This window comes from Streptomyces sp. NPDC127177 (assembly GCF_042672475.1).
Classification (GTDB): Bacteria; Actinomycetota; Actinomycetes; order Streptomycetales; family Streptomycetaceae; genus Streptomyces.
Genome location: NZ_JBHXUW010000065.1, coordinates 17,354 through 43,257, shown reverse-complemented (window position 1 = coordinate 43,257; position 25,904 = coordinate 17,354). Strand labels below are relative to the sequence as shown.

Below are 25,904 nucleotides of genomic sequence, written 5' to 3'. Positions count from 1 at the left end.
CGCGTACCCCGGGGGCTCTTTCCCCGTTCCGGGGCCCTTCGCGTTGCACGGGCTGCCTCCCCGGGTCACAGAGTGGTTGAGACCACTTGTCGGCGACTTCGTCTAGACCTACCCTCCTGCAAGTTGTGCAGAACGAAACGAGCGTTGCGCATGCTGCAACGCCTACCGGTAGGGGTCCCGGATGAAGCTTTCTGCCCGAATTGCCGCCCCGGTTGCGGCGCTTGTGCTGGCGGGTCTCACCGCCACCGCCTGCGCGCCGCAGACCTCCGACACCGGAGCCAAGGGGGACGAGAAGACCGGCACGCTCCGCGTCTGGCTGTTCCAGGAGGTGGGCAACAAGCCCAAGGAGAAGGTCGTCGACGCCGCGGTCGCGGACTTCGCGAAGGCCCACAAGGGCGCGAAGGCCGAGATCGAGTACATACCCGTCGAGACCCGCGCCCAGCGCGTCAAGGCCGCCTTCAACGACCCCAAGAGCGCCCCCGACCTGATCGAGTACGGCAACACGGACACCGCCGGCTATGTGAAGGACGGCGGACTGGCCGACATCAGCGCCGAGTTCGGCGACTGGCCGGACGCCAAGGACACCGACCCGACCGCCAAGCAGTCCGTGACGGTGGACGGCAAGGTCTACGGGGCACCGCTCTTCGTCGGGGTCAGGGCGTTGTACTACCGCACCGACGTCTTCGAGGACCTGGGGATCGAGGCCCCCAGGTCCCAGGCGGAACTGATCTCCACCGCGAAGGAGATCCACAAGAAGAAGCCCGGCCTGTACGGGCTCGCGGTGGGTGGCGCGTACACCTACGGCGCGATGCCGTTCATCTGGGCCAACGGCGGTGAACTGGCCGGCGGGAGCGGAGCCGGCTACAAGGCGGCCATCAACAGCCCGAAGGCCCGCAAGGGCATCGCCGCCTACACCTCGCTCTTCGGCGCCACCAACTGCCCGGCCGCCAAGTGCGCCGCCATGGGCGGCAACGCGACCGTCACCGCCTTCGCCTCAGGCAAGGCCGCCATGGCCATCGGCGGCGACTTCAGCCACGCGGCCGTCGAGGCCGGCACGGTGAAGGGCAAGTACGCGGTGGTGCCGCTGCCGGGAGTGGCCGAGGGATCCGTCGCCCCGGCGTTCGCGGGCGGCAACAACATCGGCGTACTGAAGAGCAGCAAGCACCGCACCCTGGCCGTCGACCTGATGAAGTCGCTGACCGGCAAGGAGGCCCAGGCGAAGATGTTCGACGCGATGGGCTTCCTGCCGACGTACACGGACGTGCTGGCGGCCGCCGCGAAGAAGGAGCCCTTCGTCGAACCGTTCGTCAAGACGCTCGGCGCGGGCGCCAAGTTCGTCCCGGCCTCGCCGGCCTGGGGCCAGATCGACTCCTCGCTGATCCTGCCGACGATGTTCCAGGAGATCGTCAGCGGCCGTAAGGACGTGGCGAAGGCCTCGGACGACGCCGCGAAGAAGATGGACGCCGCGTTCGCCGACGCGGGCTGACGATGACGGCTGACAGCACGGCGTACAAGGCGCCCCCCACGCCCGGAGCGGGCGGTCCTTCCCCCCGCCCGCTCCGTCGCCGCCGCGCGGCATCGCCCGCCCGGCGGCCCGGCTGGACCCCCTGGCTCTACCTCCTGCCCGCGCTCGTCCTCCTCGGCGGACTGCTGGTCTACCCGATCTACCAGCTTGGCCTGATCTCCTTCCTGGAGTACACCCAGGCCCAGGTGAGCGGTGGTGAACCGGCCACCTTCCAGGGCTTCGGCAACTACGCGACGCTCTTCCACGACAGCCAGTTCTGGCAGGTGCTGCTGTCCACCGTGGTCTTCGCGGCGCTCTGCGTGCTGGCCACCCTGGTGACCGGCTGCGCGCTCGCCGTCCTGCTGACCCGGGTGCGGGCCGTCCCGCGGCTCGCCCTGATGATGGCGGCGCTCGGCGCCTGGGCGACGCCCGCGATCACCGGTTCCACCGTCTGGGTCTTCCTCTTCGACGCCGATTTCGGACCGGTCAACCGGGTACTGGGGCTCGGCGACTTCTCCTGGACGTACGGGCGCTACAGCGCCTTCGCGCTGGTGCTCCTGGAAGTCCTGTGGTGCTCGTTCCCGTTCGTGATGGTCACCGTGTACGCGGGCATCCGGGCCATTCCCACCGAGGTGCTGGAGGCGGCGGCCCTCGACGGCGCCTCGCAGTGGCGGATCTGGCGGTCGGTCACCGCGCCGATGCTGCGGCCGATCCTGGTCGTCGTCACCATCCAGTCGATCATCTGGGACTTCAAGGTCTTCACCCAGATCTACGTCATGACCAACGGCGGCGGCATCGCCGGGCAGAACCTGGTGCTCAACGTGTACGCGTACCAGAAGGCGTTCGCGTCCTCGCAGTACAGCCTCGGCTCCGCGATCGGCGTCGTGATGCTGGTGATCCTGCTTGCGGTCACGCTGGTCTATCTGCGCCTGGTGAGGCGCCAGGGGGAGGAACTGTGAGCCTGCCGTCCCTGTTGCGCGTCCGCCGGCCCGGCCGGCTCGCCGCCGAGGCGGCGGCCCTGCTGATCGCCGCCGCCGTGGCCTTCCCGCTGTACTGGATGGTGCTCTCGGCCTTCAAACCGGCCGGTGAGATCCAGTCCACGCATCCCAGGCCATGGACGCTGTCGCCGTCCCTGGACTCCTTCCGCCGGGTCTTCGAACAGCACGACTTCGGGCGCTACTTCCTCAACAGCCTGCTCGTCGCCGGCACGGTCGTCGTCGTCTCCGCGCTGGTCGCCTTCCTGGCGGCGACGGCGGTGACCCGGTTCCGCTTCCGCTTCCGCACCACACTGCTGATCATGTTCCTGGTGGCGCAGATGGTGCCGGTCGAGGCGCTGACGATCCCGCTGTTCTTCCTGATGCGGGACTTCGGCCAGCTGAACACCCTCGGCTCGCTGATCCTGCCGCACCTGGCCTTCTCGCTGCCGTTCGCCATCTGGATGCTGCGCGGCTTCGTCAAGGCCGTCCCGGACGCCCTGGAGGAGGCGGCGTACATCGACGGGGCGAGCCGCACCCGCTTCCTGTGGCAGATCCTCTTCCCCCTGGTCTTCCCCGGGCTGGTGGCGACGAGCGTCTTCTCCTTCATCACGACCTGGAACGACTTCCTCTTCGCGAAGTCGTTCATCATCAGCGACATCTCCCAGTCGACGCTCCCGATGGCGCTTCTGGTCTTCTTCAAACCCGACGAGAACGACTGGGGCGGGATCATGGCGGCCTCGACGGTGATGACCGTTCCCGTGCTGGTGTTCTTCGTACTCGTACAGCGACGCCTGGTCTCGGGACTGGGCGGAGCGGTTAAGGACTGACGTGGTCAATCTGATCCCGGCGCCCCTGCGCGCCGAATACCCCACCGGTGCGGCCGGCTTCGTTCTGGATCAGGACACCGTGGTCGACGCCCCGGCCGGCACCGAGGCGATCGCGTGTCTGCTGCGGGCCGGCGTGGGTGCCGCGACCGGTCTCCCGCTCGCACCGGGAGGGGACGGTTCCGGGCACGTGATCCGGCTGCGGCTCGACCCAGGGGCCGTGGACGGGCTGGGGTCCGAGGGCTACCTGCTGGCCGTGGACGCCGACGCGGTCACCCTGCGGGCCGCGGCCCCGGCCGGGCTGCACTGGGGCATCCAGACGCTGCGCCAGTTGCTCGGCCCGGACGCCCACCGGAGCGCGCCGGTCGACCCCGACCGGATCTGGACCGTGCCGAGCTGCACCATCGAGGACCGTCCCCGGTTCGGCTGGCGCGGCCTGATGCTCGACGTGGCACGGCACTTCATGCCCAAGACCGACGTCCTGCGCCAGCTCGACCTCCTCGCCGCCCACAAGCTGAACGTCTTCCACTTCCACCTCACCGACGACCAGGGCTGGCGCGTCGAGATCAAGCGCTACCCGCGCCTGACCGAGGTGGGCTCCTGGCGGTCGCGCACCAAGTACGGCCACCGGGCCTCCGAGCTGTGGGACGAGACCCCGCACGGCGGTTACTACACCCAGGACGACATCCGCGAGATCGTGGCGTACGCGGCCGCCCGGCACATCCGGGTCGTCCCCGAGATCGACATCCCGGGCCACTCGCAGGCCGCCATCAGCGCCTATCCGGAGCTGGGCAACGCCGACGTCGTCGACACCACGGCCCTGTCCGTCTGGGACAGCTGGGGCGTCACCCCCAACGTCCTGGCCCCCACCGACCGTGTCCTGCGCTTCTACGAAGGCGTCTTCGAGGAGCTCCTCGGCCTCTTCCCGGCCGCCACCTCGCCGTTCGTCCACATCGGCGGCGACGAGTGCCCCAAGGACCAGTGGAAGCAGTCGCCGACGGCCCAGGCCCGCATCAGGGAACTCGGCCTCGCCGACGAGGACGAGCTGCAGTCCTGGTTCATCCGCCACTTCGACGGCTGGCTCACCGCACGCGGCCGCCGGCTGATCGGCTGGGACGAGATCCTTGAGGGCGGGCTCGCCGAGGGCGCCGCCGTCTCCTCGTGGCGCGGCTACGCGGGCGGCATCGCGGCCGCCGAGGCCGGGCACGACGTCGTGATGTGCCCGGAGCAGCAGGTCTACCTGGACCACCGTCAGGACGGCGGCCCCGACGAGCCGATGCCGATCGGCTACGTCCGCAGCCTGGAGGACGTCTACCGCTTCGAACCCGTGCCGCCTGGCCTGACCGAGGAGGCCGCCGGGCACGTCCTCGGCACCCAGGCCAACGTCTGGACCGAGGTGATGCAGAACCGGGCCCGCGTCGACTACCAGGTCTTCCCGCGCCTCGCGGCCTTCGCCGAGGTCGCCTGGTCCGCCCTGCCCGCCTCCGCTGACCGGGACTTCGCCGGGTTCGAACAGCGAATGGCCACGCACTACGCCCGGCTGGACGCGCTCGGCGTCGACTACCGGCCGCCGGGCGGCCCGTTGCCGTGGCAGCGGCGCCCCGGCATCCTCGGACGGCCGATCGAGGGGGCACCCCCGCACGTGTGAACCCGCGCTCCGTACGGCTTCCGCCGCCGTGGTCCACGCGACCGCGGCGGCGGAAGCCGTTCCCCGCATCCGGCCCTCCCGCCGAACGTGATAAGTCGTACAACCTCGCTGAATAGTGGCAATTCGCACTCCGCGCCGAAGAGGTGCGAATCGGGATCATCCCCCTGGTCGGGGACGGATACTCCCTTCGCGGACCCTCGCGTCGGGCCGGTCCGAAGATGTGCCAGAGTTGCCACGTCCAGGCTTTGAGCACGTACCGTACGGCGAAACAGGCGGGACAGCCGGGACACCGGGAAGGGGCAGCTGGGTTGACCACGCAAGCACCGCAGGCGACGCAGTCCGTCACGCTGCCTGCCTCGCTGGACGAGGCCGTGGCGGCACTCGGCGCCATGCCTGCCGCCGTCCCCGTGGCAGGCGGCACGGACCTGATGTCGGCCGTCAACAAGGGGCTGCTGCGCCCCTCCGGACTGGTCGGCCTCGGCCGGATCAGCGAACTCCGCGGCTGGCACTACCAGGACGGCCACGCCCTGCTGGGCGCCGGACTCACACACGCCCGCATGGGGCGCCCGGACTTCGCCGCCCTCATCCCCGCCCTGGCCGCCTCCGCGCGCGCCGCGGGCCCGCCGCAGATCCGCAACGCCGGCACGCTCGGCGGCAACATCGCCACCGCCGCCCCGACCGGTGACGCACTCCCGGTGCTCGCCGCGCTGGAGGCCGAGCTCGTCATAGCGGGCCCCGGTGGCGCCCGCCGCGAGATCCCGGTATCGCACCTGCTGGCCGGCCGGGAGATGCTGGAGCCCGCCGAGCTGATCGGCTTCGTCCGGGTACCGCTGCTGCACGCCCCGCAGGTCTTCCTCAAGGCGACCGGGCGCACCGGCCCCGGCCGGGCCACCGCCTCCGTCGCGATCGTCCTCGACCCGGCCAGGCGCGGAGTGCGCTGCGCGGTCGGTGCCATCGCGCCGATGCCGCTGCGGCCGCTGGAGGCCGAACGCTGGATCGCCTCGCTGATCGACTGGGACGGTGAACGGGGCCTGGCGCCCGACGCGCTGGCGGCCTTCGGTGAGTACGTCGCCGCGGCCTGCATCCCGGACGAGCCGCCGCCCGCCGACGGGGGAGAGGCACCACCGCTGCCCCCCGCCGTACTGCACCTGAGGCGCACCGTCGCCGCACTGGCCCGACGCGCGCTGGGGAGGGCACTGTCGTGACCAACGAGGACCACGCCGAACAGCACGGGGGCTGGGAGCCCACCCCGCAGAGCGGCGAGTACGACGCGGAGGCGACGGCCTTCGTCCACCTGCCGCCGGAGGACCTGGCGAACATCCCGCTGGCCGCTCCCGGCCAGGGCTACGTACCGCCGATGATCGTTCCGCTGACCCCCGCCGCCGGGCTCGACCCGGCGGCCACCGGCAGCTGGGTCGTCCAGACACCGGGCGGGCAGTCCCCGCAGAACACGGAGACGGACCGGTCGACGCCCGATGCGGTGCACTGGCCGGACCCGAACCAGCAGCAGACGCCGTACGGGACGCCCTACGGCTACCCGCAGGCCCCACAGCACCCGCAGCACCCGCAACCGGGCGAGCAGCAGTACCCGCAGCAGGGCGAGCAGCAGTATCCGGACCAGTACCGCGAGAACCCGGCCGCCACCGGTCAGTGGAACTTCGCCGAGTCCGCCGAGGCGGCCGAGCCCGCCGGGCACACCGGCCAGTGGCAGATCCCCGTCGCCGACGGCGATCTCCCGGAGGAGTCCGGCGAGTTCTCGGCCTCCGCGCTGGCCGCCGGCTGGTACGCGGACCGGCCCGCGCCGGCCACCCTGCCCGGCGGCGCGCCCGCGCCCTGGGCGACACAGCAGCCCGAGCAGCAGCCGGAGCCCGAACCCGTGGCCGGTGGCACCCCGCCGCTGGGCACCGACCTCGGCGGCGCCCCGGACGAGCCGGTCGGCACCGTCGACGAGACTCCGGCCGACCGGTCCGAGGACCGTCCGGACCACGACGCCGTCGCACCGGCCCCGCCGCCCGGACCTTCCGCGGAGGAGCCCGACGCCGCGCCCGACGGCCCGCCGGAGCCGGCTGCCGAGGACGCGCCGCCGCTCGGCACCGAGCAGCCCGCGGCCACCGGACCGGACGCCGAAGCCGCCGCTGACGAGCCGCTCACGGGACCGGACGCAACGGACGCCGACGGCACGGACATCGATGCCACCGGCACCGATGCCACGGACACCGATGGCCCGGGACCCGACGGCCCCGAGGCCACCGGAGCCGTGCCCGCCCCCGCGCTCGACCTGCCCAGTGAGCACCCCTCCGCCTCGTACCTGCTGCACGTCAACGGCGCCGACCGCCCCGTCACCGACGCCTGGATCGGTGAGTCGCTGCTCTACGTGCTGCGTGAGCGCCTCGGCCTCGCCGGTGCCAAGGACGGCTGCTCGCAGGGCGAGTGCGGGGCCTGCAACGTCCAGGTGGACGGCCGTCTCGTCGCCTCCTGCCTGGTCCCCGCGGCCACCGCAGCCGGCAGCGAGGTCCGTACCGTCGAAGGCCTGGCCGTCGACGGTGAGCCGTCCGACGTCCAGCGGGCGCTGGCCGACTGCGGCGCGGTCCAGTGCGGTTTCTGCATCCCCGGAATGGCCATGACCGTCCACGACCTGCTGGAGGGCAACCACGCCCCCAGCGAGCTGGAGACCCGTCAGGCACTCTGCGGCAACCTCTGCCGCTGTTCCGGCTACCGCGGTGTCCTCGACGCGGTGAACGAGGTCATCGCGGGCCGCGAGGCCGCTTCCGACGCGGCGACGGCGGCCGCACCGGAATCCGCGGAACAGGGCGAGGCCCGCATCCCGCACCAAGCGGCCCCGGGCGCCGGTAGTGTGCAGGCCCATCTGCAGGACGGAGGCACGGCGTGAGCAACGACGCAGCCACCGCGGCCGGCGCGACCCACACGGCGATCAGCATCCCTTCGCTGGACGGACCCGAGGGGCCCGGGGGCGAGCAGCCGCAGCTCGGCCTGGGCGCCTCGCTGCCGCCGGCCGACGCGCGCGCCAAGACCGAGGGCACCTTTCCGTACGCCGCCGACCTGTGGGCCGAGGGCCTGCTCTGGGCGGCCGTGCTCCGCTCCCCGCACCCTCATGCCCGCATCCTGTCGATCGACACCTCGGCCGCGGTCGAGATGCCGGGCGTCCGCGCGGTCGTCACCCACGAGGACGTGCCCGGCGAGGGCGCCTACGGACGCCGTGTCGTCGACCGCCCCGTCTTCGCCTCCGACCTGGTCCGCCACCACGGCGAGCCGATCGCCGCGGTCGCCGCCGACCACCCCGACACGGCCCGGCTGGCCGCCGCCGCCATCACCGTCGAGTACGAGCTGCTGGAACCGGTCACCGACCCGGAGAAGGCCTTCGCCGCCGAACCGCTGCACCCCGACGGCAATCTGATCCGCCACATCCCGCTGCGCTACGGCGACCCGGAGATCGTGGGCGAGGTCGTCGTCGAGGGGCTGTACCGCATCGGCCGCCAGGACCCGGCGCCGATCGGCGCGGAGGCCGGGCTCGCCGTGCCCAGGCCCGACGGCGGCGTCGAGATCTACACCGCCTCCACCGACCCGCACACCGACCGCGATCTGGCCGCCGCGTGCTTCGGCCTCGAACCCGACCGGGTGAAGGTCGTCGTCACCGGTGTGCCCGGCGCGACCGGCGACCGCGAGGACCCCGGATTCCAGCTTCCGCTGGGCCTGCTCGCGCTGCGGACCGGCTGCCCGGTCAAACTGGCGGCCACCCGCGAGGAGTCCTTCCTCGGCCACGCGCACCGCCACCCGACCCTGCTCCGTTACCGCCACCACGCGGACGCCGAGGGCCGTCTGGTGAAGGTCGAGGCCCAGATCCTCCTCGACGCCGGCGCGTACGCCGACTCCTCGTCCGAATCCCTGGCAGCCGCCGTCGCGTTCGCCTGTGGCCCCTACGTCGTCCCGCACGCCTTCATCGAGGGCTGGGCCGTCCGTACGAACAACCCGCCGTCCGGCCACGTCCGGGGCGAGGGCGCGATGCAGGTCTGCGCCGCGTACGAGGGCCAGATGGACAAGCTGGCCGCCAGGCTCTCCATCGACCCGGCCGAGCTGCGGCTGCGCAACTCGCTCTCCACCGGCGACATCCTGCCCACCGGCCAGACGGTGACCTGCCCCGCCCCGGTCGCCGAACTCCTGCGTTCGGTACGGGACTTCCGACTGCCCTCGCTGCCCAAGGACTCCCCGGAGGACGACTGGCTGCTGCCGGGCGGCCCCGAGGGCGCGGGCGAACCCGGCGCGGTGCGGCGCGGGGTCGGATACGCCCTGGGCATGGTCCACATGCTCGGTGCCGAGGGCGCCGACGAGGTCTCCACGGCCACGGTCCGGGTCCACGACGGTGTCGCCACCGTCATCTGCGCCGCGGTCGAGACCGGCCAGGGCTTCTCGACCCTGGCCCGCCAGGTCGTCCAGGAGACCCTGGGCATCGAGGAGGTCCACGTGGCCTCCGTCGACACCGACCAGCCCCCGGCGGGACCGGCCACGCACGGCCGCCACACCTGGGTCTCCGCCGGCGCGGTCGAACGCGCCGCGAAGATGGTGCGCACCCAGCTCCTCCAGCCGCTGGCCCACAAGTTCGGCATGTCCACCGAACTGCTCCAGATCGCCGACGGCAAGATCACCTCGTACGACGGGGTGCTGTCCACGACCGTCACCGAGGCGATGGACGGCAAGGAACTCTGGGCCACCGCCCAGTGCCGCCCGCACCCCACCGAACCGCTGGACGAGTCCGGCCAGGGCGACGCCTTCGTCGGCCTCGCCTTCTGCGCGATCCGCGCGGTGGTGGACGTCGACATCGAGCTCGGCTCGGTCCGTGTCGTGGAGATGGCCGTCGCGCAGGACGTCGGCCGGGTCCTCAACCCGTCCCAGCTGGCCACCCGTATCGAGGCGGGCGTCACCCAGGGCATCGGCACCGCACTGACGGAGAACCTGCGCACCGCGCGCGGTCTGATCCGCCACCCCGACCTAACGGGTTACGCGCTGCCGACCTCCCTTGACGCGCCGGACATTCGCATTGTCAAACTCGTCGAGGAACGTGACGTGGTGGCACCCTTCGGCGCCAAGCCGGCGTCCGCGATCCCGGTGGTGACCTCCCCGGCTGCGGTGGCCGCCGCGGTCCGCTCGGCCACCGGCCGCCCGATCAACCGCCTCCCGATCAGGCCGCAGGCAGCCGTCGCGACACCCAAGTCCTGACCGCCCGACGGACGTTGTTCGCCGGATTGCATGCGCAATCCGGCGCCGGACAGGGTCGGCGCTGCTGCCTAAGGTGATCTCCGGAGCTCTTCACGGGGAGGTTGCTGTGACGCCGATCCATCCTGCGCCGGGAACGGAGACGGGACCGGCCGGGTCGGACACCTGCGGCGAACTGGTCGCAGGGCTGTCGTCGTTCACCGGATTCCGCGACCGCATCGACGAACTCCTGCGCGGCCTCAAATCATCCCCGGCGGCTCCCGGAAGGCTCGGCGCCGACCCCATGGGACGCGAGCGGCTCGGCGGCGGCCGGGGCAGCTGGGCGGAGGCGGACGCGCTGCACGGCGCGTACCGCGTCGTCATCGAGGAGCTGGAGCGGCTGTCCACGCTGCTCTCCGACTCCATCGAGGGCCTCGGCACCGCCGTCCTCGCCTCCCGCCGGGGCTACGAGAGCGTCGACGCGGACATCCGCGACCGCGCACTCGCCGTCGGCGGCCACGGTGACGTGCACCCGCCCGGGAAGCCGGCACCGCTGTGACCACGGACTTCGACCGCATGACGCACGAGGAGATGCTGCGCTGGCTCGACGAGGCCGCCGACGGCGAGGTCCGCAGCGCGGCGGACCGCCTGGTGGGCGCGGTGAAGGAGATCCGCCGGATCGCGGAGGACCTGAGGGTGCGCCCCCAGCGGTTGGAGTGGAGGGGCGAGGGAGCCGAAGCCTTCCGTGCCTGGAGCGCGGACCTGGCCAACGCGACACTGCGCCTGGGGGACTACGGCGAGGGCGCCGCGAAGTGGCTCACGGAGGCGTCGGACGCCATCGCGTCGGCCCAGACGTCGATCCCCCGCCCCGGCACCCTCCCGCGCCACGACGCGGCCCTGGCGACCTGGAACGACCCGACCGCACCGGCAGCCGCTCGGGACTCCGCGCACGCCCTGCTCGCGTCGGCGGCGGAGGACCGTCGGGAGGCGGCGGCCCAGATGCGGAGGCTGGCCCAGACGTACGAGCTCTCGGCCTCGCAGCTCACGGCCCTGGAGAAGCCGGTGTTTCCGCCGTTGCCCGACGAGGCCGTGCCGCAGGAGCGCGGGACGCGTGGGAAGGGCGAGCGCCGGTACGTGGACGCGGCGGGCGCGGGCGCGGGCCTTCCGGCGGCGGACCCTCCCGGCCCGGCGGCCCCTCATACAGCGGAGCCGCGTACAGCGGTGCCTCATGCGGCGGTACCCCGTACGGAGGGTGCCGGTGCTCTCCCGGCCGGGGACCGGGGGACGCCGCTGCCGGGCACCGATCCGCCCGCACCACAGGTGGCCATGGGCATCGACGGCGTCGCCTCCCTCCCCACGCCCCCGCCGGACTCCCCGACGGCACTGGCGAGTTCACCGGCAGCGAGCAGACCGGGGGCGGCTCCGCCGTCCCCGCCGCCTCCCTTGTCTCCCTCGTCTCCGCTGTCTCTCCTGCCTCCGGTCGGACCGGCAGGGCACGCTTCCGCCGGAGCGCGTACGCACGTACCCGTCGTGCAGGCAGCCGCACCGGCCCGCTCCGGCGCAGCCCTGCCGGGGGAGCGCGGGATCAGCGGAGGCCGTGCCGTGGCCCATGCCCCGGACCGCACGGCGGGGGCGCTGCCACGCGGGACGGTGGTCGGCGCAGAGGGGCCGGACCGCAGCCCCGTGGGGCCGGTGGCGGGAGCCGCGAGCCTCGGCGGGCCCCAGCAGCCGGGACGCACCGCGGCGGGCCCCGTCACTCCGGGTGGCTCGGGCCTGGTGCGACGGGGCGGTGCGGGCGGCGGCGCCCCGGCCGGTGCGCCGCGGTCCGGCGGGCGGCGCGACCGCCTCGCCGAGGACGAGGAGACCTGGCGGCGGCCCAGCAGGCGCCTCGTCCCCCCGGTCGTCGGCTGAGCGCCGACGCCACAGCGAGAAACCGCCCGCCCCTGCGAATGAGGGACGGGCGGTTCCGTATGGAGGCCGTGACCGGAATCGAACCGGTGTAACTCGAGTTGCAGTCGAGCCCCTAAGCCTCTCGGGCACACGGCCGTGCGTTGTTCCGGTTCCGACCGTATGCCCCGGCGCCCGCGACGCCAAGGGCGCGGGCGGCCCCGCAACGGGACTGCCATACGGCGTTCATGATCGGTGGGTCGGTCCTACGACCAAGGGACGACGACGGGAGCGACTCGCGACAGGGTCCACAGTGAATTTTGCCCCTTACCCTAAAGCTCATGACCGTCCTGGAACCCCGTGACGCCGAGGTCTCGGCCCGCATGGAAGCCCCTGAGAGTGCCCGCGAGACCACCGTCACCGCGGCACTGGAAGGAGTGCTCGGGCGGACCTACCGGGCGCTCAGTATCGGCATCGTCTCCGTCGTCTTCCTGATCGCCTTCGAGGCGACCGCCGTAGGGACCGCGATGCCGGTCGCCGCCCGTGAGCTGCACGGCATCCCGCTGTACGCGTTCGCGTTCTCGGCGTACTTCACCACCAGCCTCTTCGCCATGGTGCTGTCCGGGCAGTGGGCCGACCGCCGCGGGCCGCTGGCGCCGCTCGCCGCCGGGATCAGCGCCTTCGGACTGGGGCTGCTGCTGTCCGGGACCGCGGGCACCATGTGGATGTTCATCGCGGGGCGCGCCGTGCAGGGGCTCGGCGGCGGGCTGGTGATCGTCGCGCTGTACGTGGTGGTCAGCCGGGCCTATCCGGAGCCGCTGCGGCCGGCGATCATGGCCGGGTTCGCCGCGAGCTGGGTGATCCCGTCCGTCGTCGGGCCACTGGCCTCCGGGAGCGTGACCGAGCACCTGGGCTGGCGCTGGGTCTTCATCGGCATCCCGGTCCTGGTGGTCTTCCCGCTGGCGCTCGCGCTGCCCGCGATCCGGCGGATGGCGGCCGGACCCGCGGACCCGGCGGCGCCCGTCGAGCGGTTCGACCGCCGGCGCGTCGTGCTCGCGCTGGGCGTCTCGCTGGGTGCGGGACTGCTCCAGTACGCCGGGCAGGAGCGGAACTGGTTCTCGCTGCTGCCGCTTGCCGCCGGGATCGCCCTGCTCGTCCCCGCGGTCCGCGGTCTGCTGCCCCCCGGCACCGGGCGGGCGGCGCGCGGGCTGCCCGCGGTGGTGCTGCTGCGCGGGGTGGCGGCCGGGTCGTTCATCGCCGCCGAGTCCTTCGTACCGCTGATGCTGGTCACCCAGCGCGGGCTGTCCCCGACGATGGCAGGGCTCTCGCTCGCGGCCGGCGGAGGCACCTGGGCGCTGGGTTCGTTCGTACAGTCCCGGCCGCGCCTGGAGCCGTACCGCGAGCGGCTGATGGTGGGCGGGATGGTGCTGGTCGCCGCGGCGATCGCCGCCGCGCCCGCCGTGCTGATCGACGGGGTGCCGGTCTGGACGGTGGCCGTGGCCTGGGCCGTCGGCTGCTACGGGATGGGCACGGTGATCGCGTCGACCAGCGTGCTGCTGCTGAAGCTGTCGGCTCCGGAGGAGGCGGGGGCGAACTCGGCGGCCCTGCAGATCTCCGACGGCCTCTCCAACGCCCTGCTGCTGGCCGCGGGCGGCGCGGCGTTCGGCGCGCTCGGCGGGGGAGCGGTGGGCGCGGTGCACGACGCCGCGGAGGCGGGGGCAGCCGGCTCGCACCCGGGGGCGTTCGCGGTGGTCTTCCTGCCGATGGCCGGGGTCGCGGTGCTGGGGGCCTGGGTGGCCACACGGGTGTGGGAGAAGGGAGTGGTACCGAATCGGCCGCCCACCGGCCCTCCCCTGCCAGGTCCGGGCGAAGCGGCGTACCCGGACATCGATGCGGTGGAACGCCTGGTCACCGGGGTCGCCGCGGGCGAAAGGGGCGCGGCCGAGGTGATCTCGCGGGGGCTGGGCGAACCGCTCGCCGACGACATGTGAGAGCCGTCGCAATTCCCTGCGGGGCGGCGTAGTCCGAGGCGGATCGCGCCCCGCCCACCGGTAGGGTGGCCCGGTTGTCGTATCGCGTGCGAGCCCGTCCCGGCCCGTGCGGACAGCACCACACGTACCCGAGAGACCCGAACCGGAGACCGTGACTACTACCGCCTCCCACCACCTCTCACCCGCCTTTCCCGGCCGCGCCCCCTGGGGTACGGCCGGGAAGCTGCGAGCCTGGCAGCAGAGCGCCCTCGAGAGGTACGTCCAGGAGCAGCCGCGCGACTTCCTCGCGGTCGCGACCCCCGGCGCCGGGAAGACCACCTTCGCGCTGACCCTCGCCTCATGGCTGCTGCACCATCACGTCGTGCAGCAGATCACCGTCGTCGCGCCCACCGAGCACCTCAAGAAGCAGTGGGCGGAGGCTGCGGCCCGGATAGGGATCAAGCTCGACCCCGACTACAGCGCCGGCCCCGTGAGCAAGGATTACCACGGGGTCGCGGTCACGTACGCGGGTGTCGGCGTCCGCCCGATGCTGCACCGCAACCGGTGCGAGCAGCGCAAGACCCTGGTGATCCTCGACGAGATCCACCACGCGGGTGACTCGAAGTCCTGGGGCGAGGCGTGCCAGGAGGCGTTCGACCCGGCGACCCGCCGACTCGCCCTCACCGGTACGCCGTTCCGCTCCGACACCAACCCGATCCCCTTCGTCGCGTACGAGGAGGGCAACGACGGGATCAGGCGGTCATCGGCCGACTACACCTACGGATACGGCAACGCGCTCGCCGACGGCGTCGTCCGCCCGGTCATCTTCCTCAGCTACAGCGGCAACATGCGCTGGCGCACCAAGGCCGGTGACGAGATCGCCGCCCGGCTCGGTGAGCCGATGACCAAGGACGCCATCGGGCAGGCCTGGCGCACCGCGCTCGCGCCGACCGGTGAGTGGATCCCCAACGTGCTCAGCGCCGCGGACAAGCGGCTGACCGAGGTCCGCAAGGGCATTCCGGACGCCGGCGGTCTGGTCATCGCGACCGATCAGGAGTCCGCGCGCGAGTACGCCAAGATCCTCAAGAAGGTCACCGGCGAGAAGGCCACCGTCGTGCTCTCCGACGAGAAGGCCGCGTCGAAGAAGATCGATCAGTTCACCGACGACGGATCGCGCTGGATGGTCGCCGTCCGCATGGTGTCCGAGGGCGTGGACGTACCGCGCCTCGCGGTCGGTGTGTACGCCACCACCATCTCGACGCCCCTCTTCTTCGCGCAGGCCGTCGGCCGCTTCGTGCGTTCCCGAAGGCGCGGCGAGACCGCCTCCGTCTTCGTGCCGACGATCCCGATGCTCCTCGACTTCGCCAACGAGATGGAGGTCGAACGGGACCACGTCCTCGACAAGCCTAAGAAGGGCAGCGAAGAGGAGAACCCGTTCTCCGAGGAGGACAAGCTCCTCGCCGACGCCGAGAAGCTGGAGGACGAGGAGACCGAGGAGCAGCTGCCCTTCGAGGCGCTGGAGTCCGACGCGGTCTTCGACCGGGTGCTGTACGACGGTGCCGAATTCGGCATGCAGGCGCACCCGGGCAGCGAGGAGGAGCAGGACTACCTCGGAATCCCCGGACTGCTCGAACCCGACCAGGTGCAGCTGCTGCTCCAGAAGCGGCAGACCCGGCAGATCGCGCACAGCCGCCAGAAGCCGGCCTCCGAGGCCGATCTGCTGGAGAAGCCTGCCGGTGACCGGCCGGTGGTCACGCACAAGCAGCTGCTGGGGCTGCGCAAGCAGCTGAACACCATGGTGTCGGCCTACACGCACCAGAGCGGCAAACCGCACGGCGTGATCCACACCGAGCTGCGGCGGGTCTGCGGCGGGCCGCCGAGCGCGGAGGCCACGGCCGGGCAGATCGAGCAGCGGATCAAGAAGGTCCAGGAGTGGGCCACCCGTATGTCGTGAGCCCGCGCGGGCACACGGGCACACCGGCCCGGGGCGCAGGACGGTCGTCCTCGCCCCGGGCCGGTGTCATGGTGCCGGCCCGGGGCGGACCTGCCATGAGCGATCAGGGCCTGCGAGGTGCTGGTGAACGGAAAATCTGTGCGGCAATTGTTCACAGTGAGTTAACGCTGGTTCACCTCCGGTGTACGGAGCGTCGCGAGGGAGTCGGCCGACATGGACGCGCGTAGATGCGCCCGGTCCGGCCGACGCCTCGCTGACCGGCACTTATGCTCTTCCGGCACAACCGCTTTTCCGCGGGCGCCCGGATTCTGGACGAGGTCTTCCGCTGAGCGGACTGGCTCGCTACTGTCCCAAAAATGTGAACGCCCCGTGGCAATGCCGCCGCGGAGCGCAGCCGGTGCCTTGGCCAGGCCGGCGGCCTCTCCGTGCGTCGCCGCTGGGACCGGCGGCGCACAATCCGTGGGACCAGCCGCTGCCGCTCACCAAAGAGGAGAGGGCGTCGTGACCGCGGAGACCTCCCAGACGCTCGACCGAGGACTGCGTGTCCTCAAGCTGCTTGCCGACACCGACCACGGACTGACGGTCACCGAGTTGTCCAACAAACTCGGCGTCAACCGGACAGTGGTCTACCGTCTGCTCGCCACGCTGGAACAACACACCCTGATCCGGCGCGACTTGGGCGGACGGGCCAGGGTGGGCCTGGGTGTGCTGCGCCTGGGCCGCCAGGTGCATCCGCTCGTCAGGGAAGCCGCGCTGCCCGCGCTGCGGTCCCTGGCCGAGGACATAGGCGCCACGGCGCACCTCACGCTCGTCGACGGCACGGACGCGCTCGCGGTCGCGGTCGTCGAACCGACCTGGACGGACTACCACGTGGCGTACCGGGCGGGCTTTCGCCACCCGCTCGACCGGGGTGCGGCGGGCCGGGCGATCCTCGCCGCACGGCAGAAGCCGGTGGGCGAGACCGCGTTCACCCTCACCCATGGCGAGCTGGAGGCGGGGGCGAGCGGGGCGGCGGCCGCGCTGATGGGGGTTACGGGGGTCGAGGGCAGCGTCGGCGTGGTGATGCTGGCGGACGCGGTCCCGGAGCGGGTGGGGCCCCGCGTGGTGGACGCGGCCCGCGAGGTCGCCGACGCGCTTCGCTGAGGGCGACCCGGTTCGGATCGCCCGGGCGGGCCGATGCGGTGGGAGCCGGGCCGGTTAGATTGGGCGGGTGTTCACACGTCGCTCGCGCCCCCGCACCCTCGCCCTCTGTGCCCTCCCCGTCGTCGCCCTCGTCGGGGTGGCGGCCTTCGCGCCGCTGCCTTTCACGCTGGCGCAGCCCGGTACGACGGCGAACGTGCTCGGGGACGACCACGGCACCCCCGTGATCAGCATCAAGGACACCCCCACCCGGCCCACCAAGGGCCAGCTGCGGATGACGACGATCGTGGCGACGGGCCCCACCGCCGATGTCGGGGTCGGTGATGTGATCGACAGCTGGTTCCGTACGGACCGGGCGGTCATGCCGCGCGACTCCGTCTACCCGACGGGCGGCTCCGAGAAGGAGATCGAGAAGCACAACCTCGACGACATGGTGAAGTCGCAGGACTCCGCGGTGGACGCCGCCCTGAACTACCTCGGCCGGAAGCCCGGGTCCGTGGACGTGACCCTGCACCTCGCCGACGTCGGCGGCCCCAGCGCAGGCCTGTTCTTCGCGCTCGGCATCGTCGACAAGCTGGACGGCGACGGCTCCGGCGGCGACCTCACCGGCGGCCGCAACGTCGCCGGCACCGGCACCATCGAGGCGGACGGCAAGGTCGGCGCGGTCGGCGGCGTCTCCCTCAAGACGCAGGCGGCCCGGCGTGACGGGGCGAGCGTCTTCCTCGTACCGAAGGCCGAGTGCAAGGAGGCGCACGCCGAGCTTCCGGACGGGCTCCGGCTGATCCCGGTCACGACCCTGAAGGGCGCGGTCTCCTCGCTGCGGGCACTCGACCACGGGGGCAAGGTCCCGAGCTGCTGACCGGAGGCCCGGCAGGGTCCGCGGGCCCGCCCGGCGCACCGGCCGGCTTCGAGGCCGGATCGACGGCCGGTCCCGGGACCGGCTCGTCGTCCATCGTCCGCCAGGCCGGGAAGACCAGAGGGCTCAGCGTCGCGAGCAGGTACACCCCGCCCATCGCCAGGAGTGCCCGCGACGCGCCCGCGCTCTCCACCAGCAGGCCCGCGGCCAGTCCGCCCACCGGCATGGCCAGCTCGCATCCGGCGGTGATCGCCCCGGACACCCGGCTGCGCAGCTCGTCGGGGATGCTCCGGTAGATCACCGTCGTCAGGATCGGGTTCAGGACGCCGCCCGCGACCCCGCTCAGCACCATGGTGACGGCGAGTGGCAGGGTCGTCCCGGTCAGCGCGGCGACGAGGAACCTAGGCGCCCCGCACAGCACCACGCACACGCTGAACACGGCCCGTCGCGAGTAGCGGTGCCCCACCGCCCCGTACAGCAGGGCCCCGGTCAGGCCGCCCGCCCCGAACAGCGCGGTGAGCAACCCGAGATCACGCGCCCCGCCCAGTTCGGCCGAGGTGTGCACCGGCAGCAGGACGGCGTTCCAGCCCTGGTCGGTGCCGTTCATGAACAGGACCATCACCACGACTCCCAGCAGCAGCCGGTTGCCGAGCAAGTAGGCGTATCCCTCCCGCAGTTCACGCCGGTAGCCGCGCAGCGAGACCGGTGTCACGGCCTTGACGGGCTCCGCCGCGCGCACTCCCCGTATCCCCGCCGCGATCAGCGCGGCCGATGTGAGGAAGGTCGCCGCGTCCAGCAGCAGTACGGTCTCCGCGCCGACCAGTGCGATCAGTACGCCGGCCAGCGCCGCCCCGACCATCCGTGCCCCGCGCGAGACCGCGTCGAAGAGGCTGGCGGCGCGGGCCAGTGTGGTGCCGGCGCGTGCGGCGAGGTCCGGCACCAGCACGTAGCGCGCGGTGTTGCCGGGAGTGTGGACGAGCCCGTTGACGCCCATCAGCGCGCAGAGCATCCAGAAGGGGAGCGCGTCGGCGTAGTGCAGCAGCGGGACGGCGGCGACGGCGAGCCCGCACACCGTGTCGGAGAGGACGGAGACCCGGCGCCGGCCGATCCGGTCGATGAGGGGCCCGCCGATCAGCGCGGAGACGACGATCGGCAGCGTCGCGCAGAAGGCGACGACCCCGGCCCGGCCGGCGCTGCCCGTGGTCTCCAGGACGAACCACGGAACGCCGATCAGGGTGAGTGAAGTACCGGCGGTCGATATGGAGTTGGCGGCCAGTACGGCGGTCAGCGGTACCCGGTCCCGTATCTGTCTCCCCCCGTCCACCGGCTAGGCCGTTCGAGGTGCGCGGGACGGCGTCGCGGGCCTTTCGGGGATCAGGCGCAGGCCCAGTTCGACCATGGTCCAGCCCACCCTGGTCCGCAGGCCCTGCGGCGGGGTGCTCTGGTGGCGGAGGCTGAAGTCGGCTGCCTGGCGCTGCAGTTCGGCGGAGCGGATGCGGTGCAGCTGAAGGTGCGTCTCGGGATGCATGGCGTGGGTTCCCTTCAGTCGGTGGGGCGGGGGAAGACGTGCAGATGGGTGCGGACCAGGGCGGAGCCCTCGGTGCCCTCCGGGACCCGGTCCTGGTAGCTCTCGACGAGGTCGTGGATCTTCTCCGCCAGTTCCAGGGAGAGTTCGGGCGTGAGGCGCATCTTGAAGTCGCTGAGGTCGGAAGAGCGCAGCCACTCCTGGGGCCATTCGTGCATGGTGCCGAGCCAGGTGTTCACCTCCTGGGCGTGCGCGGTGGCGATCTCGTGCATGACGACCCCCATGGCGCCGCGGATCTCCGGGTCCGGGTGGTGGAGGAAGTCCGCGCTGTGGTCGAAACCCGTGCCCATGTGGACGGCCTTCCACCACCGCTCGCGGCCCTTGCCGCGCTCCGGGTCGTCTTCCACGAAGCCGTACGTGGCCAGTTGCCGCAGGTGGTAGCTGGTGGCGCCGCTGGACTCGCCGAGCCGGTCGGCGAGCCCGGACGCGGTGGCCGGGCCGAACTCCCGGAGGGTGCTCAGCAGCCGCATCCGCAGGGGGTGGGCCAGCCCGCGCAGGGTGCGGGCGTTCACCATGTGGATGTTGGGGGTGGATGCTGCCGGGGTGCCGTCCGGGCCTGCGTCGTTCTCCGTCATGCTTCGACGATAGAGTTACAAAGGAGTCTTTGCAACAGGTCCTTTGCATCGACTTCTTTGGAAGTTGTCACTGGGGCATCGAGGGCATCGAGGGCATCGAGGGCCCCCGCCCGCCCCTCAGCCCTCCTTGATGAAGCCCTCCTGGACCAGCCAGTCCTTCGCCACCTCGTGCGGGTCCTCCCCGTCGACGTCGACCTTGGCGTTCAGCACCTGCGCGACCTCCGTGGTCAGCCGCGCGCTGAGCGGGTCCAGCAGTGCGGCGATCACCGGGTACTTGTCGAAGGTCGCGGTGTGGATGACCGGCGCCGCGTTGTAGTTCGGGAAGAAGTGCTTGTTGTCCCGCAGCACGTCGAGGTTCATCGCCTTGATCCGGCCGTCGGTGGTGAACACCTCGCCCAGCAGGCAGGAGTCGGACTTGGACACCTGGGTGTAGACGATCCCGGCGTCCATCTTCTTGATGTTGGCGGCCGGGAGCGACATCCCGTACGCCTTCTCCATGCCCGGCAGCCCGTCGTTGCGGGAGGCGAACTCGTTCTCCACGCAGACGGTCACCGCCGAGGGGCTCTTCTTCGCCAGCGCGGCGACGTCGGAGAGCGTCTTCAGGTGGTACTTCGCGTTGTTCTTCTTGCTGATGGCGAGCGCGTAGGTGTTGTTGAGGGTGGACTGCGGCAGCCACACCACCCCGTTCCTCCGGTCCGCGTCGCGCACCGCCTTCCACTGCTTCAGCGGGTCCACGATCGGCTTCGAGTGGCCCAGGTAGGTGATCCAGGCCGTGCCCGTGTACTCGTACATCGCGTCGGCGTCACCCTGGCGGATCGCCTCGCGCGCGCTGATCGACCCGGGCAGGTTCGTGCGGTCCAGCACCTCGGCCCCGGCGGCCTTGAAGATGAGGCCGATCATCTGGCCCAGGATGATGTTCTCGCTGAAGTTCTTCGATGTGACGGTCAGCGAGGCGCCGTCCAGCGGCTCGCCCTTCCCCACGGACCCCGGCCGCACCGCGTCGACCATCGGTGACCCGCTCTTCAGCCCGCATCCGGAGAGCACCAGCGCCAGCGCCGCCGCCCCCGCGAGACCGGCCCGCACCCCGCGCCCGGTACGCCTGCTCATCGGGCGCGTCACCCCACATCCAGTCCGGCGCATCAGCCCGTCTCCCGTCCGGCGCATCACCCCGCCTCCAGTCCGCGCGGCGTCAGCGCCACCTCGACCAGCGAGGCCAGCCAGTCCACCAGCAGCGCCAGTACCACCGTCAGTACTGAACCGAGCACCAGCACCGGCATGCGCTGGGTCTGGATGCCCGAGGTGATCAGGTCCCCCAGCCCGCCGCCGCCCCCGAACGTGGCCAGGGTCGCCGTCCCCACGTTGAGCACCAGCGCGGTCCGTACGCCGGCCAGGATCAGCGGCACCGCGAGGGGAAGTTCGACCTTGGTGAGCGTTCCCATCGCCGACATCCCGATGCCGCGCGACGCCTCCACCAGAGTCGGCTCGATCGCCTTGAGACCGGCGACCGTATTGGAGAGCACCGGCAGCACCGCGTAGATGACCATGCCCGTGATCGCCGTCGACGGGCCGATGCCCAGCCAGATCACCAGCAGGGCCAGCAGACCGATCGCCGGGGTCGCCTGTCCGATGTTGGCGATCGCCGTGACCACCGGGGCGCCCTTGCGCAGCCCCCGCCGGGTCAGCGCGATGCCCAGCGGGATGGCGATGATCAGCACCCAGAAGGTCGAGATGGCCGTCAGCCTGACGTGCTGCCACCACCGCACCTGCACGGTGTCGCCCGCGATCGAGTTCTCCGCGATCGGGTCGAGGCTGATGTTGTTGATCCACACGTAGGTGACGATCAGGACCACCGCGAGCACCGCCGGCACCAGCACCAGCTTGCGCCAGGTGATCCGGCGCGGCGGCCGGGCCTGCGGCGGCGGCGGTTCCTCCTCCTCGTCACGGAAGACATGGCCCTTGACGTCGTGCTCGCCCGGCGGGCGGTCACGGTCGGACGCGGGGACCCTTCCGGTGGGGCCGGAGCCGGACGATGAGTGGGGAGTCATGCGTCCGCACCGCCCTCCAGCTCCTTGCCGGTCTGGTTGCTCCGCAGCTCCTCCAGTTCGTGCTGGTGCTCGATGGCGGTGAGCCGGTCGGCCTCCAGGAGTTCGTGCACCGAGTTCATCAGGGTGTGCATGTCGACGACGCCGATGAACTCGCCGCGCCGCCCGGTCACCGCGACCCGTCCGCCGCTGTCCGTCAGCACCGCCTCCAGCGCGTCGTGCAGCGTCGCGTCCCTGGTCACCGTGTCGTGCACCAGCTGCCCGGCCCGCGCCAGCGAACCGCGGGCCCGCATCAGGTCACCGCGCCGCAGCCACTTGTACGGACGGTTCCTGCGGTCCAGCATCAGCAGCTCGTTGTGCGATCCGCTGCGCAGCTTGTTGAAGATCGACTGGAGCGGGTCGTCGACCGTCACCGTCGGGAAGTCGGCGATCTCCACATCCCGCACCCGGGTGAGGTTGAGCCGCTTCAGCGCCGCACCCGCCCCGACGAAACCGGAGACGAAGTCGTCCGTCGGATTGGTGAGGATGGCCTCGGGGGTGTCGAACTGCGCGATGTGCGAGTGCTCGCGCAGCACGGCGATCCGGTCGCCGAGCTTGATCGCCTCGTCGAAGTCGTGGGTGACGAAGACGATCGTCTTGTGCAGTTCGTGCTGGAGCCGGATCAGCTCGTCCTGGAGGTGGTCACGGGTGATCGGGTCGACCGCGCCGAACGGCTCGTCCATCAGCAGCACCGGCGGATCGGCGGCCAGCGCCCGTGCCACGCCCACCCGTTGCTGCTGACCGCCGGAGAGACCGCGCGGATAGCGGCCGTGGAACTCGCGCGGGTCGAGCCCGACCAGATCGAGCATCTCCTCGACCCGGTCCTTCACCTTCGACTTCGACCAGCCGACCATCTTCGGAACCAGGGCGATGTTCTCCGCCACCGTCATGTGCGGGAAGAGCCCGGACGACTGGATCGCGTAACCGATCTTCCGGCGCAGCTTCACCGGATCGATGTCCGTGACGTCCTCGTCGTCGATCCTGATCCGGCCGGAGGACGGCTCGATCAGCCGGTTGATCATCTTCAGGGTGGTTGACTTCCCGCAGCCGGACGGGCCGACGAAGATCACGGTCTCGCCGGCCTTGATGTCCATCGAGACGTTGTCCACCGCCGGGCTGGGGTTACCCGGGTAGAGCTTGGTCAGGTTCTCCAGCTGGATGGTGGCGCCCGAGGTGGCGTTCTCCTGCGGTGCCGGGCCGGTCTCGGCGACGGTCTCAGACACGGATCCCCCTCGGGATGGTGAGCCGCCCCAGCAGCACGTACGCGGCGTCGAAGAGCAGGGCGAGGATGACGATGCCGAGCGTGCCCGCGAGCACCTGGTTGATCGCGTTGGCGCTGCCCAGCGAGGCGATACCGCGGAAGATCTCGTTGCCCAGACCGGGCCCGGACGCGTACGCCGCGATGGCGGCGATGCCCATCAGCATCTGGGTGGCGACCCGGATGCCGGTGAGGATCGGCGGCCAGGCGAGCGGTAGTTCCACCTTGAGGAGCCGGGCGATCCGCGACATCCCGATGCCCTTCGCCGCGTCCACCAGCGCCGGATCGACGCCGCGCAGACCGACGATGGCGTTACGGACGATCGGCAGCAGCCCGTACAGCGTCAGCGTGATCACGGTCGGTGCGACACCGAGTCCGACCAGCGGGATCAGCAGACCGATCGCGGCGAGGGACGGAATGGTCAGGACGGTCGCCGTCGAGGTGATCGCCAGTGAGCCGCCCCAGCCGCTGCGGTAGCTGACGACACCGATCACGACGCCCAGCACCGTCGCGATGACCATGCACTGGAATACGGCGCTGACGTGCTGGAACGCGTCGGTGAGCAGCTGCTGGTGCCGATTGCCCAGATACTCCCAGAAGCTCAACTCGGCACTCCTCGGCTCAGTCGGTGTCCTGCGCCGCCTGTTCGACGAGCGGGATGATGCGCAGTGGTACGGGGTTCTCCATGACGATGGCCGTGGAGGCCCGGACAATGCCATCAAATCCGACAACCCGGTCGATCACTCGCTGGAGGTCGGCGTTGGAACGGGCCACGAGGCGGCAGGACATGTCGCCGTGCCCGGTCGTGGTGTGCAGCTCCAGCACCTCCGGAACGCCGCCCAAGTGCGCCCGTACATCGGCTCCTTGGCCCTGCTTGATCTCCAGCGTCGCGAAGGCCGTGACCGGGTAGCCGAGCGCCGCCGGATCCACGTCCGGGCCGAATCCGCGGATGACGCCATTCGACTGAAGGCGGTCGAGCCGCGCCTGCACCGTCCCGCGCGCCACGCCGAGCCGGCGCGAAGCCTCCAGTACGCCGATCCGGGGCTCGCGCGCCAGGAGCACGATGAGCCGCCCGTCCAGATGATCGATCGCCACGTTCGGCCTCCTGGGGTTCACGGTGATGGTCACCATGTACAGATAGTCCGGCCATCATGGCCATCTGCTGCACAGAATGCCCAGCGAATGCGCGAACTGTTGCGCACCTTGCGAAGCGGCGGGAACCTTCGGACATGACTGAGACGATGCACAGCACCCCCGACACGTCCCGGCAGGCAGATCCCTTCCCGGTCAAGGGAATGGACGCGGTCGTCTTCGCGGTCGGCAACGCCAAGCAGGCCGCGCACTACTACTCGACCGCGTTCGGCATGAAGCTGGTCGCCTACTCCGGACCGGAGAACGGCAGCCGCGAGACGGCGAGTTACGTGCTCACCACCGGCTCCGCCCGCTTCGTCCTCACCTCCGTCATCAAGCCGGACACCGACCACGGCCGCTTCCTCGCCGAGCACGTGGCCGAGCACGGCGACGGCGTCGTCGACCTGGCCATCGAGGTCCCGGACGCCCGTGCCGCGTACGCCTACGCGGTCGAGCACGGCGCCCTCGGTCTCACCGAGCCGCACGAGGTGAAGGACGAGCACGGCACCGTCGTGCTGGCAGCCATCGCCACCTACGGCCAGACCCGCCACACCCTCGTCGAGCGGGGCGCCTACGACGGCCCGTACCTCCCCGGCTACGCCGCGGCCGAGCCCATCGTCGAGCCGCCCGCCAAGCGCACCTTCCAGGCCATCGACCACTGCGTCGGCAACGTCGAGCTCGGCCGGATGAACGAGTGGGTCGGCTTCTACAACAAGGTCATGGGCTTCACGAACATGAAGGAGTTCGTGGGCGACGACATCGCCACCGAGTACTCCGCGCTCATGTCCAAGGTGGTCGCCGACGGCACGCTCAAGGTCAAGTTCCCGATCAACGAGCCGGCCGTCGCGAAGAAGAAGTCCCAGATCGACGAGTACCTGGAGTTCTACGGCGGCGCGGGCGTCCAGCACATCGCGCTCGCCACCAACGACATCGTCGCCTCGGTGCGCGCGATGCGCGCCGCCGGTGTCCAGTTCCTGGACACGCCGGACTCGTACTACGACACGCTCGGCGAGTGGGCGGGCGAGACCCGGGTGCCCGTGGAGACCCTGCGCGAGCTGAAGATCCTCGTCGACCGCGACGAGGACGGTTACCTGCTGCAGATCTTCACCAAGCCGGTCCAGGACCGGCCGACGGTGTTCTTCGAGATGATCGAGCGGCACGGTTCGATGGGCTTCGGCAAGGGCAACTTCAAGGCCCTGTTCGAGGCGATCGAGCGCGAGCAGGAGCGCCGCGGCAACCTCTGACCGGGGCGCGGCAGCCTCTGACCGGGGCGCGACAGCCCCAGGTCCGGAGCGCGGCAACCTCT

Annotated in this window: 22 protein-coding genes and 1 tRNA gene; 14 read left to right on the top strand and 9 right to left on the bottom strand. The window is 71.4% G+C overall.

The features are described from left to right. Nucleotides 1-181 precede the first annotated feature (181 nt). From ACFVJX_RS30395 to ACFVJX_RS30355, 9 genes are all read left to right on the top strand, one after another. A complete protein-coding gene (locus ACFVJX_RS30395; RefSeq protein WP_384129809.1) occupies nucleotides 182-1,486 on the top strand; it encodes an extracellular solute-binding protein in 1,305 nt (434 codons plus the stop codon). Between the two features lie 2 nt (nucleotides 1,487-1,488). Further along, entirely contained in the window at nucleotides 1,489-2,463 is a 975-nt protein-coding gene (locus tag ACFVJX_RS30390; protein WP_384129812.1) for a carbohydrate ABC transporter permease, read from the top strand. Continuing rightward, on the top strand, nucleotides 2,460-3,308 hold the full coding sequence (locus ACFVJX_RS30385) for a carbohydrate ABC transporter permease (RefSeq protein WP_384129814.1): 849 nt from the start codon (nucleotides 2,460-2,462) through the stop codon (nucleotides 3,306-3,308). The genes ACFVJX_RS30390 and ACFVJX_RS30385 overlap by 4 nt, the downstream gene beginning before the upstream one ends. A 1-nt stretch (nucleotide 3,309) precedes the next feature. After that, nucleotides 3,310-4,953 carry a beta-N-acetylhexosaminidase gene (locus tag ACFVJX_RS30380; protein WP_384195369.1) on the top strand — a complete coding sequence of 548 codons (1,644 nt, stop codon included), beginning with the start codon at nucleotides 3,310-3,312 and terminating at the stop codon, nucleotides 4,951-4,953. A 308-nt stretch (nucleotides 4,954-5,261) separates the two neighbouring features. After that, nucleotides 5,262-6,158 carry an FAD binding domain-containing protein gene (locus ACFVJX_RS30375; RefSeq protein ID WP_384129819.1) on the top strand — a complete coding sequence of 299 codons (897 nt, stop codon included), beginning with the start codon at nucleotides 5,262-5,264 and terminating at the stop codon, nucleotides 6,156-6,158. After that, a complete protein-coding gene (locus ACFVJX_RS30370) occupies nucleotides 6,155-7,843 on the top strand; it encodes a 2Fe-2S iron-sulfur cluster-binding protein (RefSeq protein WP_384129821.1) in 1,689 nt (562 codons plus the stop codon). The genes ACFVJX_RS30375 and ACFVJX_RS30370 overlap by 4 nt, the downstream gene beginning before the upstream one ends. Beyond that, nucleotides 7,840-10,185 (top strand): xanthine dehydrogenase family protein molybdopterin-binding subunit, encoded by a 2,346-nt coding sequence (locus ACFVJX_RS30365; protein WP_384129824.1) that lies wholly within the window; start codon nucleotides 7,840-7,842, stop codon nucleotides 10,183-10,185. The genes ACFVJX_RS30370 and ACFVJX_RS30365 overlap by 4 nt, the downstream gene beginning before the upstream one ends. Before the next feature lie 106 nt (nucleotides 10,186-10,291). Beyond that, on the top strand, nucleotides 10,292-10,720 hold the full coding sequence (locus tag ACFVJX_RS30360; RefSeq protein ID WP_384129827.1) for a hypothetical protein: 429 nt from the start codon (nucleotides 10,292-10,294) through the stop codon (nucleotides 10,718-10,720). Continuing rightward, nucleotides 10,717-12,072, top strand: a complete 1,356-nt coding sequence (locus ACFVJX_RS30355) for a WXG100 family type VII secretion target (protein ID WP_384129830.1) — start codon at nucleotides 10,717-10,719, stop codon at nucleotides 12,070-12,072. Before ACFVJX_RS30360 ends, ACFVJX_RS30355 begins: the two co-directional genes overlap by 4 nt. Before the next feature lie 60 nt (nucleotides 12,073-12,132). Here ACFVJX_RS30355 and ACFVJX_RS30350 read toward each other — a convergent pair. Further along, a tRNA-Cys gene (locus tag ACFVJX_RS30350) sits at nucleotides 12,133-12,207 on the bottom strand. A gap of 182 nt (nucleotides 12,208-12,389) precedes the next feature. Between ACFVJX_RS30350 and ACFVJX_RS30345 the strand changes: the two genes are divergently transcribed. The 4 genes from ACFVJX_RS30345 to ACFVJX_RS30330 all read left to right on the top strand — a co-directional run bounded on the left by ACFVJX_RS30345 (nucleotide 12,390) and on the right by ACFVJX_RS30330 (nucleotide 17,971). Next, complete coding sequence (locus ACFVJX_RS30345) at nucleotides 12,390-14,039, top strand: MFS transporter (RefSeq protein ID WP_384129833.1); 1,650 nt, start codon at nucleotides 12,390-12,392, stop codon at nucleotides 14,037-14,039. A 151-nt stretch (nucleotides 14,040-14,190) separates the two neighbouring features. Next, complete coding sequence (locus tag ACFVJX_RS30340) at nucleotides 14,191-15,972, top strand: DEAD/DEAH box helicase (protein ID WP_384129836.1); 1,782 nt, start codon at nucleotides 14,191-14,193, stop codon at nucleotides 15,970-15,972. A gap of 501 nt (nucleotides 15,973-16,473) precedes the next feature. Then, complete coding sequence (locus ACFVJX_RS30335) at nucleotides 16,474-17,115, top strand: IclR family transcriptional regulator (RefSeq protein WP_024489166.1); 642 nt, start codon at nucleotides 16,474-16,476, stop codon at nucleotides 17,113-17,115. Between the two features lie 67 nt (nucleotides 17,116-17,182). Continuing rightward, complete coding sequence (locus ACFVJX_RS30330) at nucleotides 17,183-17,971, top strand: S16 family serine protease (RefSeq protein ID WP_384129840.1); 789 nt, start codon at nucleotides 17,183-17,185, stop codon at nucleotides 17,969-17,971. Here ACFVJX_RS30330 and ACFVJX_RS30325 read toward each other — a convergent pair. The 8 genes from ACFVJX_RS30325 to ACFVJX_RS30290 form a co-directional block, all read right to left on the bottom strand. Continuing rightward, nucleotides 17,901-19,274: an MFS transporter gene (locus ACFVJX_RS30325; RefSeq protein WP_384129979.1), complete on the bottom strand. Its 1,374-nt coding sequence runs from the start codon at nucleotides 19,272-19,274 to the stop codon at nucleotides 17,901-17,903. The two genes, ACFVJX_RS30330 and ACFVJX_RS30325, sit on opposite strands and share 71 nt — an antisense overlap. A 21-nt stretch (nucleotides 19,275-19,295) precedes the next feature. After that, entirely contained in the window at nucleotides 19,296-19,496 is a 201-nt protein-coding gene (locus ACFVJX_RS30320; protein ID WP_384129843.1) for a hypothetical protein, read from the bottom strand. 14 nt (nucleotides 19,497-19,510) lie between these two features. Then, nucleotides 19,511-20,128 carry an ArsR/SmtB family transcription factor gene (locus ACFVJX_RS30315; protein ID WP_384129846.1) on the bottom strand — a complete coding sequence of 206 codons (618 nt, stop codon included), beginning with the start codon at nucleotides 20,126-20,128 and terminating at the stop codon, nucleotides 19,511-19,513. 117 nt (nucleotides 20,129-20,245) lie between these two features. After that, complete coding sequence (locus tag ACFVJX_RS30310; protein WP_384129848.1) at nucleotides 20,246-21,235, bottom strand: glycine betaine ABC transporter substrate-binding protein; 990 nt, start codon at nucleotides 21,233-21,235, stop codon at nucleotides 20,246-20,248. A gap of 56 nt (nucleotides 21,236-21,291) precedes the next feature. Beyond that, nucleotides 21,292-22,173, bottom strand: a complete 882-nt coding sequence (locus tag ACFVJX_RS30305; RefSeq protein ID WP_384129852.1) for an ABC transporter permease — start codon at nucleotides 22,171-22,173, stop codon at nucleotides 21,292-21,294. Next, the gene (locus tag ACFVJX_RS30300) at nucleotides 22,170-23,432 is read right to left on the bottom strand and encodes an ABC transporter ATP-binding protein (protein WP_384129855.1); all 1,263 of its coding nucleotides are present in this window, start codon (nucleotides 23,430-23,432) and stop codon (nucleotides 22,170-22,172) included. Before ACFVJX_RS30300 ends, ACFVJX_RS30305 begins: the two co-directional genes overlap by 4 nt. Next, entirely contained in the window at nucleotides 23,425-24,072 is a 648-nt protein-coding gene (locus ACFVJX_RS30295) for an ABC transporter permease (protein ID WP_384129858.1), read from the bottom strand. The genes ACFVJX_RS30300 and ACFVJX_RS30295 overlap by 8 nt, the downstream gene beginning before the upstream one ends. Before the next feature lie 16 nt (nucleotides 24,073-24,088). Then, on the bottom strand, nucleotides 24,089-24,562 hold the full coding sequence (locus tag ACFVJX_RS30290; protein ID WP_384129982.1) for an Lrp/AsnC family transcriptional regulator: 474 nt from the start codon (nucleotides 24,560-24,562) through the stop codon (nucleotides 24,089-24,091). A 134-nt stretch (nucleotides 24,563-24,696) separates the two neighbouring features. Here ACFVJX_RS30290 and hppD point away from each other — a divergent pair, with 134 nt between their 5' ends. Continuing rightward, a complete protein-coding gene (gene hppD, locus ACFVJX_RS30285; protein ID WP_384129860.1) occupies nucleotides 24,697-25,842 on the top strand; it encodes a 4-hydroxyphenylpyruvate dioxygenase in 1,146 nt (381 codons plus the stop codon). Nucleotides 25,843-25,904: the final 62 nt, after the last annotated feature.